This window comes from Algoriphagus locisalis, assembly GCF_900116615.1.
Taxonomy (GTDB): domain Bacteria; phylum Bacteroidota; class Bacteroidia; order Cytophagales; family Cyclobacteriaceae; genus Algoriphagus; species Algoriphagus locisalis.
On record NZ_FPBF01000003.1, the window covers coordinates 296,027 to 311,499 of the forward strand.

Sequence of the window (15,473 nt, forward strand, 5' to 3'; positions counted from 1 at the left end):
CTTTTCTAGTAAAGCAGTTTTGAAAGAAGATTGTTTGAAATCAGCCCTATTTCAACTCATAAAAATAAATGGTCTGAACGTCCTTTTCGAATGCGTCTGGATCTTCGTCTGGTTTAGAAAAGGCAAAAATCACATCTCTAAGCATGGACAATTTAACATTCCATTGCCCTTCCCATAGTTTGCTTTTCCCTTTAAACAATTGATAATATGGCATAGACCTGTATTTATTCACAAGCGCTTTATATTCATCCCCGCCCCTCTCGTAGCTCGCCAGAGCATCAACTTCATCTTGGGGTACTGCCCCTTGGTAAGCAGTCAGTAAATAGCCATTTGAAAAAACAAAATTTTGATATCTTCCCGCAGAAAGACTACGATTCACGTCGTTTTCACCTACCGAGGTGGAAGGCTCCATTTGTCTGTATGATTTTTCAGGATTCAAAGGCCACTGATCCCTTAATCGCAAAGAAGGTAAATTATAAACATACATTTCAGGTGAATTTGGGAAAAGAACAAACATTTCATTACCTGCAAATTTTACTATCGGATCCAAATCCAAATATTGACCAGGGTATTGAGCTACATAGCTTGTTGCAGGCACAGAATCAGACTCTACTACATTTAATGTCTCGCTATCTCTGAGGGTAATAAATGGATATGAGTTACTGAAGTTTTTGGACTGCATTAATTCGGTACTCCTATCCTTCTCATCTATTGAAAATGTATAGATATAATCCCCGTAAGTCTCAAACCCTCTACTTCCCCCCACCCTAGGAAGCACAAGGCTGAAGTCACTGGTCACTTTATTTTTCAATTGAAAATCAAGGTCATAAGTGAAAGTTGCGGTCATGGTTTGGATCACAATCTCATTCTTCTCCCCATATTTTGCTCCGACGAAATAAGTTGATTGTATGGTGTTTTTGCCGTCTCCAGTAAGATTTGCTGTTTTTAGCAATTCTCCTGATTTACTGATCCTGAAAAAATCAGAAGTTTTAAAATCAAAAAACAAAAACTCCGACTTGTCATTCTTAACATCAATGAACGTTGGTTGCGTCAAACGATCAATAGTGATGCTATCAGTAATCACCAGCTCCGGAATATAGGCTTTAGATTGAGTTTCCGGAGTCTTTTCGCTGCAAGCTACAATCACTGTGAAAAGAAGTAGTAATAAAAAGTTCTTCATAAATAGGTTTCACTTTTGCTATAGATTTCAGACTTGAAATTCAAATTAGAAAAAGCTACATAATAGTTTAGATATTTTGAAATCACTTCTTGTCTAAATTAATAATAGTTTCCTATTTCAGCTCATAAAAATAAATGGTCTGAACATCCTTCTCCACTGCATCAGGATCTTCACCTGGCTTGGCATCAGAATAGATAAGATTACGAATGGAGGAGAGTCTTACATCCCAAGTCCCTTCCCAAAGCTTCTTTTCCTCTTTAAATATCTGATAATAGGATATGGTTTTGTATTTATCTGCCAGGTCCGTGAATTCAGGTCCTCCCAGGTATTCTTTAGGCAATCTATCAACTTCAGCCTGCGGAGCTGCACCCGAATACATAGTCAAGAGATAGTCATTAGAAAAAGCAAAGGACAAATACTGAGATGCTGCCAGCTCTTTCAAAAAACCATCAAAATCAATCTCAGGATTAGGTGGTAGAATCTGTTTGTAGGTATCATTTGGCTCTAAAGAAAATGTTCTTTTCAGACTAAGACTATCTCTATTAAAAACATACAGTTCTGGAGAGTTTGGAAACAATACCCATAAACCTTCTCCATTCTCTAAAACTAAGGGGTCTTTATTTACATAGTTTGCGGGTGATTTTCTGATTTGACTTTCCTCAGGTATTGAAGCATCGGCAGTTTTAGCCAGAGAATGTTGGTCACGAAACGTTAAAAAAGGATAAGCAATGTTAAATTCCTCGCCTCTATAAACATCGTCAATATCGCTCACCTCAATTGAGAAAGTATAAAACTGGTTTTCTAAAACTTCTGCTGCTCTGCTTCCCCCTACATTCCTGGTATCCAAAGCAAAATCAAGTTTTCTCTTTTCAAGAAGGTTGAACTCCAAATCATAATAAAACGCAAAATTATAGGTAAGCAATAGGATTTTATCACTATCGAGGTAGTCAGCTGTGTAAAAATAGGTTTCCTTATAGCTATTAGGCCCATCACCACTTCTATTTGCTTTAAAAACAACCTCTCCATCCTTATTTACGCGCAAAAAATCCTTGGACTTAAAATCAAAAAACAAGTATTCTGATCTGTCAGATTTCACATCAATCAAATAGAGTTTTGTCAAGTGATCAATCACTAAGCTGTCCCTAATCAACAGTTCTGGAATATCGTAAGCTTCCGATTGCGTTTCTTGTGTCTTTTCGCTGCAGGCTAGAAGTACTGCGAAAAGAATTAGTAGTAAAAAGTTCTTCATAAATCTCAATTTCCTAATAAGATAGGTCTGGAAACAACAAGTTCAAAATTCAATTGGTTGATTTATTTTTTTCGTTAAAATTCAAAATGAAAAGCATATGAATCTTACCATCAGAGAATAAAAAACACACCAATTCACTAGTTCATCCTGACGAAAGTATTAATTTAGGGAAAGTTAAGACCTGATAGATAGGTTGAAAGCTGCTTTTTAGTAAAAGACAAATAAACACTTTAAACTTTAGGCTATGATTTGGTTTGACATTCAAGAATTAGAAAGAGGTCTTAGAAATGGAGAAATCTCAGATAAGGGAATCTTCAATTATTTATTGGGAAACTTGATTCTATTTTCAATCAGCCCCCTTATCGCTGGGGATGATTCATCCACCATTGTGATGATTTTATTTCAGGTCTTATTCACCATCGCAATAACGGCAATTGGCACTAAAAAAGTATTTGATATCAATGAATCAGGAGACAGAAAGGATTTTTTCAAAAGGTATCTTGCGCTGTCCTTTGTGACGGGAATACGACTATTGGTTTTTTGTCTGATTATAGCAATTCCAGTTGGTATCACTTTTGGAATTGTAGGTATCAACCCAAATGCAACCCCAAACTCTGAAGGATTTTTCGACTTGATTTTTATAGTGGGCACAAGTGTTATTTACTACTATATGCTACTTAACTCTTTTAAACGAGTTAGTCACGGAAAGCAAAATCAGCCGGTAATTGAGTAAATATTTTGGCTTGTCTCAAGCTAAAACTTCTGATGCCAAACCAAATTTGAACACTTGTGGACACATTATATATAGATCCAAAAAAGCAATAAGAGTTGGCTAATAAAGGCCTTGACATCTATTTAAGAGTTTTCATCAACCTAAAATGACACAAAGACAACTATTTATTCTGACAGGGATTTTTATCGGTATAGTTATCCTGACTAACCTTCCTTTTTTACCAGGACCCAATTTCTTGAATACACCAGCCCAGCTTTTCTATAATGGAGGTCAGTTATTTGGCTTAGTTGGATTAGTGTTAGTGCCATTTGGCTTAGTTTGGACTGTAAGACAGTTCATAAACCCTGAAAGTAAATTCAAATTAGCCCCAATACTACTTTGGACTGTTCCGTTTACAGTTTTTCTTTCAACTACGTATTTATCAAATCTGACTCGTGACTTTAGTCGAGGTTTTGCAATTACTCGGGCCAACCAATTAATCGAAGCTATTGAAAAGCATAAAGAACTGAATGGGCAATATCCTGATTCTCTTTCCATTGTAGGAATAGAAAAGCCTTCAACAGGAATCGTTGGCATTAACGGTTTCCATTATCAAGGCGATCCTGATCATTACGAATTGACCTTTTCGCAAAATGTAATATTGAATTTTAATTTTGAAATAGTCACTTACGACCAAACAAACAGTCATTCAGCAAAGGGCGAAATGAAAGAATTGCACGAGACTGGCTTTGAACATTGGAAGTATGAAATATTTGATTGAAAAATTAAATAATAGGGATGCTAGGAAATATACTTAAAGTGCCTTTCTGGATTAAAAAATTCCAGTCCTTAAAATTATCTGCAATGGACCTGCTACAGTAGTAGTAGTAGTATCTAGACACAAAACAAGTCCACCTTCAGGAGAAGCAGGACAACCCTATAAAATTGCGACCTTCGCGCTTCCTTCGCGCCCTTTGTGGCTAAAAAACAAAAAAACCGAGCTTCTCAACCCGGTTTTCAATGTTGGTCTAGTATTTCAAAAGTTATCTTTCTAAGCTGATATACTTCAGAAATTCATTACGAGTTTGCTCATCTTTTTCAAACTTTCCTGAATAGAACGAGGTAAGTGTGCTACTTGTTGTATCCTTCACTCCCCTTGAGCTCACGCACATGTGATCTGCATCCATGATAACGGCGACATCGTCTGTACCAAGCGCTTCTACCAGCTCATTTCCGATCTGCATGGTCAAACGCTCCTGCACCTGTGGGCGCTGGGAAAAATACTGAACGATTCGATTGATTTTGGAAAGTCCGATCACAGATCCATTGGAAATGTAGGCGACGTGTGCCTTGCCGTGGATCGGCACGAAGTGATGCTCACAGTGTGAAAAGAAGGTAATATTCTTCTCCACCAGCATCTCGTTGTATTTGTATTTATTTTCAAAAAGCTTTGCTACAGGCTTATTCTTAGGGTTTAGACCACTGAATACTTCCTTCACATACATCTTTGCCACACGATGCGGAGTGCCTTTCAGGCTGTCATCCGTCAGATCCAATCCCATGATATGCATAATTTCTCTGAAATGCTTCTCGATCAACTCGACTTTCAGCTCATCATCCATTTCGAAAGCATCCTCCCGAAGTGGAGTTTCCAGGGAAGTTCCCACATGCTCATCACCGATGTCCTCAGCAGATGCTCTTGCGATATTAATTCCCATCGTATTCAACAAAGTTTCTTTCTGTTTCATAAAGTCGAATTGTTAACTCGAATTTTCGATCAATTTTTTCCCTTAAAATATTCCAAACAACCACTGCAATGTTCTCAGCGGTTGGGTTAAGTTCTTTGAATTCATCGGTATCAAGGTTTAAATTTTTATGATCTAATTTTCTTAACACATGCTCTTTGATCAAATCGCTGAGCACTTTCATATCGTAAACATAACCTGTTCGCGGATCCACTTCCCCTCTTAGTTTTACTATCAATTCATAGTTATGACCATGAAAATGAGGATTGTTACACTTCCCAAAAACGGTTTGATTTTGTTCATCCGACCACTCTGGGTTATGAAGCCTGTGCGCTGCGTTGAAATGTTCTTTTCTAAATACTGATACTTTCATTGATTGCTGAAACAGCGGCTTTTCTGATTTTGTTTGAATTATTTTCGCTTTTGACTGTTACAGTACAAGGATGGCACTGACCCACAGGGAAATAATTTTCGGAACGCAAAATTACAGAATAATAATTGGTTCCAAAATCCAGAGTACATTCATCAAGCCTTGAACCATCAAAAGCAGCGAGAAGGTTCCCGAATGAATTTCACCGATTTTATGACACAAATCATAAGAGACTGAAGTTCATATCGTTTGTACTCACGGGATAACCACCTAAATTTGCACAATCACCCAAATGCTTATGTCTTTACAAACTATTGCGATTACCTTCCTATTGTTCATAGGAATCTTCAACACTACAGATTTAAAAGAAAGCAAGCCAATTAACATCACCTCCATCGATCCAGTAACTGCTGTTTACGATGGATTACAATCCTCCACAGGAGCCTTACCTTCAAAGGAAGTATTTAGTTTGGCTTTTCAGGGTTGGTTAAAAATGAAGGACAATCTTAAGTCGAAAGTCCTTACAGTAATTGATTTCAGCCTTCCATCTACTGCCAAACGCATGTGGGTCATTGATCCTGTAAAAGGCGAAATCCTGTTGAACTCAGTGGTTTCGCACGGAAGAAACTCTGGTGATTTGATGGCAAAAACCTTCTCAAATGTCCCTGAATCCTTCAAAAGCAGTATTGGCTTTTATAAAACTGCCGAAACTTACTCTGGTAAACATGGCTATTCCCTCCGATTAGATGGCCTAGAAAAAGGCTTCAATGATCAAGCTAGAAACCGGGCAATTGTAATTCACGGAGCTGATTATGCACGTGAGGAATTTGCCAAATCAGTCGGAAGACTGGGTCGAAGCCTAGGATGTCCAGCACTTCCAAGCGAACTTTCTGCCCAAGCTATTGACCTGATCAAAGAGGGTTCTCTACTTTTTATTTTCGGCAAAGACGACAATTACCTCAATAAATCAAGCCTTATCCAGGCTTGATTTATTGCTTCGCAAAGCTTTCAAAAGTGCGGCATCACGATCATATACATCTGATCTGAAATTTGCTTTCCCATCTTTATCCGCCCAGAAAGTCATATAAAGCAGGACAACGGGGATTTTTCTATCCAACTCCACGACCTCTTCTTCATCCTGATGCATCGCCTCCTGAATTTTTTCATCATCCCATGACTTATCATTGATTAATATTTTCGCGAACTGATCAGGATTCTGTATTCGGATACATCCATGACTCAGCGCTCTGGTTTCCTTTTCAAAAAGACTTCTCGCAGGCGTATCGTGAATGTAAATATTGTAATCGTTTGGGAACATGAATTTCACCAAACCTAGGGAATTGTCACCTCCAGGTTTTTGCCTCACTCTATATCCAGTCTCTTTGCTTAGATTGACTTTAGAAGCTTTTACCACTTCTCCACTTCCATCCACTACTTCCATGTTTTTCTGAGAAAGGTAATCTGAGTTTTTCTGTATGGAAGGAATTATCTCGTCGTTGGTTATTGACTCAGGGATATTCCAATACGGACTAAACACGATGTAACTCATCGGCGCAGTAAAAGTTGGTGACTCATTGTATTCCTTTCCCACGATCACTTTAGCTGTGAAGGCCGTATCCTGCTTTTTCATATAATCCAACTGGTAGTTTGCAATATTCACCAGCACCATCTCCTGGTCCCAATCCATCTTAGGCATCCAGCGAAGACGCTCCATATTTATCGATGCGATATCGATCAGGTTTTGAGGAGAATTGTTCAATGCCTCAGCCACCAAAGAACCTATCACTCCATCGGGATTCATGCCATTGGACTTCTGGTATTGCTGAAGACCTTCAAACATGGTGGAATCAAAAAGTGTAGGATCTTCCATTTCATAAGGTTTCAAAAAATCCCAAAAGATCAGGCGCTTGCGCAAAGCGGGAATAGCGGAATGCTTCTCTCCTACTTTGATTGCTCCTTCCACTTTGGCAAACTCCCAAGTCAGCGTATCATTTTTCTGAATAGTATAAAGTTCTTCAATCGCTTCTCTACCTTGTTCATATAATTCTGAATGAGGATAAAGCTGCTCAAACGTTTTTTCAACTGATTTCCCGCTCCCTACATATTTGAGCAAAGCGAGGTAATCAATCTCGGATTTCTTCGTCTCAAACTTCCAGTTTGGATCTAGATTGACCGGATTTACTTTACCGTTTTCCAGGTCATGTGCCAAAGTCAAAAAAGCATCGCTAAGCATCAGTTCCAACTTGACTTTTTCCTCAGACGAGAGATTTCTGAATTTCTTATTCTTCTTTTCAGGATCTGAAGAAAGTGCATAAATATCCTCCAAGTGATAATCGGTAGGCTGCAGTCCATCAAATTTTGAATTCTCGATTTGTTCTAGCAGCTCTTCACCTGATTTCGAAAGTGAGCCGTTGAACAGCCAAACTTCTATGTATTCTCTTTCGGAGTAAAAAAGTTGGATTTCTTCAGAATAATCGGAATTCACCAACACCCCGATTTCCTCTCCACTAAGTTTTGCTTGCAATTCATCTGAAATATCAGATCTCCGTTGGTTAAAAAACCAAATCAGTCCAAAAGCCAGAACTAAGACAGCTACTATTGGGACAATTAATTTCTTATTCATAAAAGGCGTTTTGTATCACCTTTCACTAGTCAAAGTTCGTACGCTTCTATATTTTGCAAATAAAACCTCACCTAAAAAAAGTCACACTGCTAGGAACCAACTCTTTAGCTAAATAAAAATGTCAACCTCAATTTCGTTCAAAAAGAATCACTGAGACTGATGTTACCCAAGTTGGGGTCAATTTCTGGTTTTTTCTAGCTAATGGAAGGTGCAGGCTGCATGATCACAGAACGGAAAACAGGGCCAACTATTACTTGCGCAATGCCTCTAATACCTCTGCATCCCGATCGTAGATATCCTGACGGAAATGTCCCTGTCCCTTGGTATCAGCCCAGAAAGTCAGGTAGAGCAGTACAACAGGAATCTTACGATCCAGCGTCACAATCTGCTCACTGCTTTGGTGCATCGCCGCATTGATCTTCTCTGGGGTCCAAGCAGTATTGTTTTTCAGCAGCAAAGCTGCAAAAGTTGCTGGATCTTGAATCCGGATACAACCATGGCTTAGTGCCCGATCTTCTCTGGTAAATAGACTTCTTGCCGGGGTATCATGGATGTAAACACTGTGCTCATTGGGAAACATAAATTTCACCAATCCCAAAGAATTGTTTTCACCTGGCTTTTGGCGAACCATATACGGGATGGATTTACCACTCCAGTTTACTGTAGAAGGATCCACATATTTACCTGAGAACGTCACCACCTCCATGTTTTTCTGGGCAAGGTAATTTGAGTTTTTGCGCACAGCAGGCATCACCTCGTTTCGGACAATGGAAGTTGGTAAATTCCAATAAGGGCTGAATACGATGTAACTCATCGCCGAAGAAAAAATTGGAGACTCATGGTATTTCTTACCTACGATCACTCGTGTAGAGAAGAGCGTGTCGCGGTTGTTTAAGTAATCCAATTGATAGTTGGCAATATTTACTAGGATCATTTCAGCTCCTCGCAAGGTGTCAGGCAACCATCGCAGACGTTCCATGTTTACTGATGCCTTATCTATCAAATCAGCTGGAGATAGATTCAGCGCATATAAGGTGTTTTTACCCAGTGCTCCATCAGAATCCAGACCATTTCTTTGCTGGAACTTCTGAACAGCCAAAAACATGGTGGAATCATATTCATTCTCATCTTCAAACGGGTAAGGCACCAGATATTTCCAAAAAGCCAAACGCTTTCTTAAGTCAGGAATCCCATTATTAGTTTCTCCTACCTTGATAGTTTTAGAGACTTTCACAGCCTTCCAGTTTAGTGAATCCTGCTTTCTGATTTCATCCATAGCCCGAATCACTTCCCTCCCCTTCTTATAGATCGTGATATTCGGATAGAGTGTCTCTAGCGTCTGCCTGATCTGCTGCTTTTCCACAGCTATATTCAGTAATTCCGGAAAAGATACTTTTGAGGTTTTAGGTGTTATTTCCCAGTCTCCGGCCAGATTTCTAGGATTTACTTTGCCCACTTCGAGATGAGCTGCCAAATGAAAGAATGCATCTGAAAGCAACAAATCTATGTCCGCCAGATCATCCATGGCGTTGGGAATTGCTTGCTTTTTATTAGACTCAAACTGGCTAAAAACTATATTAATCAACTCTAAATGGTAATCTTGAGGATTCAGGCCATCAAATTTGCTTTGGCCTATTTCAAAGCGAAGTTCATAGGCAAATTCGCTCAGCACTCCCTTTTCGGTCCAAACGGGAGCAAACAGTCGATCTGTATAAAACTGGTGAATATCACCCTTGGCAAAAAGCTCATTCTGACGCACGCTCAAAGGAACATCTGGTTGGTCAAGCTCCAGCTTTAATCTGATATTATCCTGCAAATCCGTGTTTTGAGCAAAACAAAAAAGCCCCGGAGCAAGGCTCAGGAGCAATAAAACCAATAGATGCTTAGGCATATTTTTCATTAACTGTTTACATCAAAATCCTGGTACTTTCTACCAAGCGTCCAAGCTTCTTTTAGCATCTCCAGGAATTGCCCCATCTTATGAAGCGGGATCAAATTTGGTCCATCGCTAAGCGCTTTGGAAGGATCTGGATGAGTTTCTATAAAAAAACCATCAATTCCAGTGGCCGCTGCTGCTCTAGCCAATATCGGCGCAAATTCCCGCTGTCCTCCACTACTTCCGCCCTGACCTCCTGGCTGTTGCACAGAATGCGTGATATCAAACACCACAGGAGCAAACTGACGCATGATAGGAAGCCCACGCATGTCAACGACAAGATTATGGTAACCCAGAGAAAAACCTCTCTCGGTAAGACAAACATTCTCGTTTCCAGTTGATCGTACCTTGGTCACCGCATATTGCATATCCTCAGGAGCCATGAACTGTCCACGCTTGATTTTGACAGCTTTCCCGCTTTCGCCAGCAGCTAAAAGCAAATCTGTCTGACGACACAAAAATGCCGGAATCTGCAATACATCCACGACTTCAGCAACATCCTTCACTTGGTAGCTTTCATGGATATCAGTCACCAATGGTACATTTAAGGCATTTCCGACCCGTTGTAATACTTCCAGGGATTTGTCCATCCCTATACTTCGGAAAGATCCCGAGGATGTTCTATTGGCTTTATCAAAAGATGCTTTGAACACATATGAAAAGCCATGTTGCTCAGCCCATTCTTTAGTTTTGGTACCAATTTCAAGACAAATATCATAGCTCTCTACAGCACAAGGTCCGGCAAACAAAACAGGCTTTTCTTCTCCCAAAATCACTGAATCGGTGATACGCATGGGTTGGTTATTTCTTATCATTTTCCTTTTGGGATAAAGTGTCAATTAATGGGACAAGTTGCTCGTTGGCGTGAAGCAGAATATCACCAACCTCTCTAAAAACACCCTCGCCACCTTTAAATCTTGAGACATAGTGCGCAATCGGCTTAACATACTCTATGGCATCTGCTGCAACGACCGCCAAGCCTACGCGAGATAAAATCGGCAAATCGATCAAATCATCGCCTATGTAAGCTACTTCCTCGGCTTGCAGCTCAAGGGTTTCTAGAACCTCGCTAAACTTCTTGCCTTTGTTTTTAACTCCATGGTAGTGAAAGTCAAACTTGAGCTCTTCACAGCGGTTTTGAACAACGTAAGACTCTCTTCCTGTAATCGCCCCAACCATCAAGCCGCTCTTTCTAAGGTGATAGACGATCAAACCATCCTTCACATTGAATTTCTTAAATTCCAGCTTATTATCGTCATAGATAATCCCGCCATCAGTCATCACCCCATCGATGTCGGTGATGACCAGTTTTATTTTGGCTGCTCTCTCCCACACTTCTTCTGAAATGTGAGCGAAGTAATCAGCTATTATTTTTTCTGTTTCCATTGGATAGAATAAAGGTCGAGCCTTCTCTGCTCGAGGTTTCGTACACTTCCTGCTTTTCTCTGCTTGGTCAAAAGATCCAAATCCACATCGGCGACGATGATGGTTTCTTCGTTTTCTGAAGCCATCGCCACTACAGCATCATGCGGAAAAGAGAAATCTGAAGGGGAATAAATCGCAGCCTGAGAATACTGAATATCCATGTTCTCCACTTTCGGAAGGTTTCCCACCGAACCTGTGATGGCTACATAACATTCGTTTTCTATGGCCCGAGACTTCGCGCAGGTATTTACCCGAAGGAAAGCATTCTTGGTATCAGTCCAAAATGGCACAAATAGAATATCCATTTCCTGCTCAGCTAGGATTCTTCCAAGCTCAGGGAATTCCACATCGTAGCAGATCAAAATCCCTATTCTTCCCGCATCGGTATCAAATACATTGATCCCATTTCCTCCCTGAAGTCCCCAGTAGGAAGCCTCATCCGGGGTAATGTGCAGCTTGTATTGCTTATCCTGCGTACCGTCTCTACGGCAAAGGTAACTCACATTTCTAAGCTTTTTACCATCGTACTCAGGCATGGATCCTGCTACAATGTTCACGTTATATGAAACTGCCAAATCACTCATGCGGCTTACGATTTCGTCGGTGTAATCAGCCAGATTACGGATCGCTTCCGAAGCATCCATGTCATTGAATTCCGCCAAAAGCGGAGCATTGAAGAATTCAGGTAAAAGGCAGAAATCAGATTTGTATCCGGAAACCGTATCCACGAAAAACTCTACTTGCTGCATTAAGTCATCCACATTGGAAAAACGACGCATTTTCCACTGCACCAAGCCCAAGCGAACGATTGACTTTTTATTACCGATTAGCTTTTCATCTTTTTCATAGTAAATATTGATCCATTCCAGAAGTGTGGCATATGCCCTGGAATCTGTATCTGAGGGCAAATACTTGGTGATCACCTTCCGCACGTGAAATTCATTCGCCAGCTGGAATGAAAGTACAGGGTCAAAAATCTCCTTGTTTTTCACCAAATCAATGTATTTCCTTGGTGTCATTTCATCAGCGTAATTTGTATAGCCTGGAATTCTACCGCCTGCGATAATTGAGCGGAGATTTAGATTTTCACAGATCTCCTTTCTCACATCATACAATCGACGTCCAAGTCTCATCCCTCGGTAATCGGTGTGAACAAAAACATCAGTTCCATAAAGGGTGTCCCCCTCCATATCGTGCGTATCGAATTTGCCGTAACCGGTAATCTGATCGTAGGTATGATTGTCTCCGAACTTATTATAATCCACCACCAAACTCATGGCCGCGGCAACCACTTTCCCATTGTCCTCAATGGCAATTTGCCCTTCTGGAAAGGCTTTCAGTTGGTTTTTAAGCTCCTCCTTGGTCCATGCTCCACCTTGGTTTTTATAAATAGAAACCATGATTTCACGGATATCATCGTAATCCGAGAGTTTAATATTTCTAAGCTTTAGCCTATGCTCCAGCTCTTCTTTTTGCTTGCTCATGGTTCAAAATTAGCCAAAATCAATTAATTATTTCCATAGTCTCTACCGGAAGCAAAAGAAAGAGAACAATCACTAGAATTGCTTGTTTTAACAGAATTGTAGTACATTAAACTGTTTATCCGCAATGATACCAGTGACCTCTTTTTCTTTGCTTATCAGGCTGGAAGACCGATGACGGGTGACCGAAGTACCAGCAATGCTAGTGTTTACCATACTTTAAGTCGCTTTTCACCTTTTGTTGGTACAATTGCGGATATACATCTACATTAATATCAATTTTGGATTTTATATACTTGTGAGAAATAAAAAGTAATCACCAACTAAATGCAGGAAGCAATAAAAGAAGTAGCAGAGGAAAAAGCACAGGGATTTATAGAATGGATTCAGGAAATATTCAACTACAGCTTAGTTAGTTTAGGTGAATCAAAGCTTACGGTTGGTCTCATTCTCACCTTAATTATATCCTTTGTAGTACTTTTTATTGTAAGCGAATGGATCAGAAAACTGCTGGTTCAAAAGGTGTTAACGAGATACCAAATCGACTCTGGCACAAGGGCTTCCATCGGCATGATAGTCAAGTATGTACTGATCATGGCGGGGGTATTTTCTATTTTGCAGACAAACGGAGTTGACCTGAGTGCCTTCGGGATTTTGGCTGGAGCCTTGGGTGTTGGTATTGGTTTTGGTCTCCAAAATATCACAAACAATTTCATTTCGGGACTTATCATTCTTTTCGAACAACCTATAAAAGTGGGCGACCGCATAGAAGTGGGCGATGTATCGGGAGATGTGATTCGTATTTCGGCTCGTTCTACGACCATTGTGACCAATGACAACATCACCATCATCGTACCCAATAGTCAATTTATAGACAGTCCAGTCATCAACTGGTCTCATAATGACCGAAACATCCGGTTTAACTTCCCGGTAGGAGTTGCCTATAAAGAGGATCCCGAAAAAGTAAAGGGCATATTAATGGAAGTGGCAAAGGAAAATGTAGGTGTGTTAAATACTCCTGCGCCCGATGTTCTTTTTGATAGTTATGGAGACAACAGCATCAACTTCACATTAAGGGTTTGGTCTTCAGAATACATCAATCGCCCAAAAGTGCTGAAAAGCCAATTATATTATGCCATCTTCAAAAAATTTGGTGAGCAAGGTGTGGAGATACCATTCCCGCAGCGAGATCTTCATCTTAAATCAGGATTTGATAAGTTGGAAAAATAGCCTAATTTTCACCCATGATCCCATTTTGGTGCTATCATATGAAGGCTTTCTATGAAAAAATTTCTATTCATAATTCTTTTTCTTTTTTCTACGGAGGCCTTTTCCCAAAGCTTTTATCGATTTAGATTTGAAGAGCCCTGGTCTTTTTCTGCCAGCGCAGGAATGACACAATATTTCGGAGAATTGTATTCATTTTGGAAGTATAACGAAGGAATTCAGCCTGACTGGAATGCCAATATCGCAGCCCACTATACTTTTGGAACAAACCTCCGGGCGAGAATGGATTTTTCCTATATCAAGATGTCCGGTTCAGATCCGCCCTCAGACCCACGAGCTTACCGTACGCCCAGAAACCTGAATTTCAGAGCTCAAAACTGGGAAGGTACTGCGATGGTGGAGTACTATTTATTCCCAGTTAAAGTCCCGAATATCCACCGTTCGCTGATGAATCCCTATATTTTTGCAGGTGTGGGTATGTCCACTAATAATCCAGAGACGCAGCTGGATGGGGAATGGGTAGATCTTCGTCCATTACAACTGGAGAACAATCCTTACAATCGGTATATCATTACTTTCCCGATGGGCTTGGGTCTGAAATATAAGATGAATGTCTATATGGATCTTTTCCTGGAAGGAAATTACAGGTTCACGCTCACTGATTATATGGATGATATTTCAGCCTATAATATCAGTGAATTTTACTTGGATCTAGTAGATGATTATGTGTCGGGAACTAATCCTGACCGTCTGAGATTGGCCATTAGGAATCCAAATTTCCTTGACGATAATGGCTTGCCTGATGTAGATAAAATCCTGAGAAACAATGGTAGAATTCGTCGTGGATCAGGACTCAATCACCGATACGATGGCTATATGACCGTAAATCTAGGCGTAGAAATCTACCTATCACCGGACATTTGGGACAACTTCTTCTTCCGAAACCGTGTGAACGAAAAAGCTTTCCGATTCTGGTAATCTCAAATTTGAAATCTCAAATTTCAAATTTCTACTTCCATCTTTATATCACATCTGCAATACTTCCCTTCTTCAAGTTCTGCTGGCTTAAATCCTAGCTTTTGATAGATTCTTAAAGCTGGACCTAGCTTGGAATGGGTATAGAGTACCACTTTCTTCCCTCCCATTTCTTTCGCTTTTTCCAAAATGGCTTGAGCCAGAATCATACCTAGGCCTTTTCCTTGCGCATTCTTAGCAACCCCCATTTTTATGAGTTCATATTCCTGCTCACTGACTTTATGTAGCCCTACAGTCCCGACAATTTCCTCTCCTAACTTTGCAAAAATAATCGTCCCGCCAGGTTGTATAATAGTCTCTTCTGGACGGTCAAATTGAGCCTGATCAAATGGCTCAATCGAAAAATAATCCTCCACCCAAGCTTGGTTAATGGATTTGAAAAAAGGGCTCAATTCAGGTGAATGGGGTAATATCTCAATCTGATCCATAAGGATATCTTTTTAGAATATGAATGTCAAAAGTAAAAAGAATCACTTAGCTTAGAAACACT

General features: G+C 40.1%; 15 protein-coding genes. 5 read left to right on the forward strand and 10 right to left on the reverse strand.

The genetic code is table 11. From position 1 onward, the window contains the following. Positions 1 to 46: 46 nt before the first annotated feature. The gene (locus BM386_RS10300; protein WP_091693451.1) at positions 47 to 1,180 is read right to left on the reverse strand and encodes a hypothetical protein; all 1,134 of its coding nucleotides are present in this window, start codon (positions 1,178 to 1,180) and stop codon (positions 47 to 49) included. Positions 1,181 to 1,292: 112 nt separating this feature from the next. Beyond that, positions 1,293 to 2,429 carry a hypothetical protein gene (locus BM386_RS10305; protein WP_091693453.1) on the reverse strand — a complete coding sequence of 379 codons (1,137 nt, stop codon included), beginning with the start codon at positions 2,427 to 2,429 and terminating at the stop codon, positions 1,293 to 1,295. A gap of 244 nt (positions 2,430 to 2,673) precedes the next feature. On the opposite strand from BM386_RS10305, the gene BM386_RS10310 reads away from it, so the two are divergent. Then, complete coding sequence (locus BM386_RS10310; protein WP_091693456.1) at positions 2,674 to 3,162, forward strand: hypothetical protein; 489 nt, start codon at positions 2,674 to 2,676, stop codon at positions 3,160 to 3,162. A 145-nt stretch (positions 3,163 to 3,307) separates the two neighbouring features. Then, on the forward strand, positions 3,308 to 3,922 hold the full coding sequence (locus BM386_RS10315; RefSeq protein ID WP_091693460.1) for a hypothetical protein: 615 nt from the start codon (positions 3,308 to 3,310) through the stop codon (positions 3,920 to 3,922). 262 nt (positions 3,923 to 4,184) lie between these two features. On the opposite strand, the gene folE is transcribed toward BM386_RS10315, so the two are convergent. Continuing rightward, entirely contained in the window at positions 4,185 to 4,889 is a 705-nt protein-coding gene (gene folE, locus BM386_RS10320; protein WP_091693462.1) for a GTP cyclohydrolase I FolE, read from the reverse strand. Continuing rightward, entirely contained in the window at positions 4,849 to 5,259 is a 411-nt protein-coding gene (locus BM386_RS10325) for a 6-pyruvoyl trahydropterin synthase family protein (protein WP_091693464.1), read from the reverse strand. The genes folE and BM386_RS10325 overlap by 41 nt, the downstream gene beginning before the upstream one ends. Before the next feature lie 295 nt (positions 5,260 to 5,554). Between BM386_RS10325 and BM386_RS10330 the strand changes: the two genes are divergently transcribed. Continuing rightward, complete coding sequence (locus BM386_RS10330) at positions 5,555 to 6,244, forward strand: murein L,D-transpeptidase catalytic domain family protein (RefSeq protein ID WP_091693467.1); 690 nt, start codon at positions 5,555 to 5,557, stop codon at positions 6,242 to 6,244. Here the strand turns inward: BM386_RS10330 and BM386_RS10335 are convergent. The 5 genes from BM386_RS10335 to BM386_RS10355 form a co-directional block, all read right to left on the reverse strand. After that, on the reverse strand, positions 6,224 to 7,879 hold the full coding sequence (locus BM386_RS10335; RefSeq protein WP_091693469.1) for a L,D-transpeptidase family protein: 1,656 nt from the start codon (positions 7,877 to 7,879) through the stop codon (positions 6,224 to 6,226). The genes BM386_RS10330 and BM386_RS10335 overlap by 21 nt on opposite strands. Positions 7,880 to 8,129: 250 nt before the next feature. After that, positions 8,130 to 9,770: a L,D-transpeptidase family protein gene (locus BM386_RS10340; protein WP_170857075.1), complete on the reverse strand. Its 1,641-nt coding sequence runs from the start codon at positions 9,768 to 9,770 to the stop codon at positions 8,130 to 8,132. Positions 9,771 to 9,778: 8 nt separating this feature from the next. Continuing rightward, on the reverse strand, positions 9,779 to 10,630 hold the full coding sequence (gene kdsA / locus BM386_RS10345; RefSeq protein WP_091693475.1) for a 3-deoxy-8-phosphooctulonate synthase: 852 nt from the start codon (positions 10,628 to 10,630) through the stop codon (positions 9,779 to 9,781). Further along, positions 10,617 to 11,201 (reverse strand): KdsC family phosphatase, encoded by a 585-nt coding sequence (locus BM386_RS10350; RefSeq protein WP_091693477.1) that lies wholly within the window; start codon positions 11,199 to 11,201, stop codon positions 10,617 to 10,619. Before BM386_RS10350 ends, kdsA begins: the two co-directional genes overlap by 14 nt. After that, complete coding sequence (locus tag BM386_RS10355) at positions 11,183 to 12,724, reverse strand: carbon-nitrogen hydrolase family protein (RefSeq protein WP_091693480.1); 1,542 nt, start codon at positions 12,722 to 12,724, stop codon at positions 11,183 to 11,185. Before BM386_RS10355 ends, BM386_RS10350 begins: the two co-directional genes overlap by 19 nt. Positions 12,725 to 13,048: 324 nt before the next feature. Between BM386_RS10355 and BM386_RS10360 the strand changes: the two genes are divergently transcribed. Next, complete coding sequence (locus BM386_RS10360; protein WP_091693483.1) at positions 13,049 to 13,951, forward strand: mechanosensitive ion channel family protein; 903 nt, start codon at positions 13,049 to 13,051, stop codon at positions 13,949 to 13,951. Positions 13,952 to 14,002: 51 nt separating this feature from the next. Continuing rightward, positions 14,003 to 14,926: a DUF6089 family protein gene (locus BM386_RS10365; RefSeq protein WP_091693486.1), complete on the forward strand. Its 924-nt coding sequence runs from the start codon at positions 14,003 to 14,005 to the stop codon at positions 14,924 to 14,926. A 23-nt stretch (positions 14,927 to 14,949) separates the two neighbouring features. On the opposite strand, the gene BM386_RS10370 is transcribed toward BM386_RS10365, so the two are convergent. Then, on the reverse strand, positions 14,950 to 15,411 hold the full coding sequence (locus tag BM386_RS10370; protein ID WP_091693489.1) for a GNAT family N-acetyltransferase: 462 nt from the start codon (positions 15,409 to 15,411) through the stop codon (positions 14,950 to 14,952). Between the last annotated feature and the right edge of the window lie 62 nt (positions 15,412 to 15,473).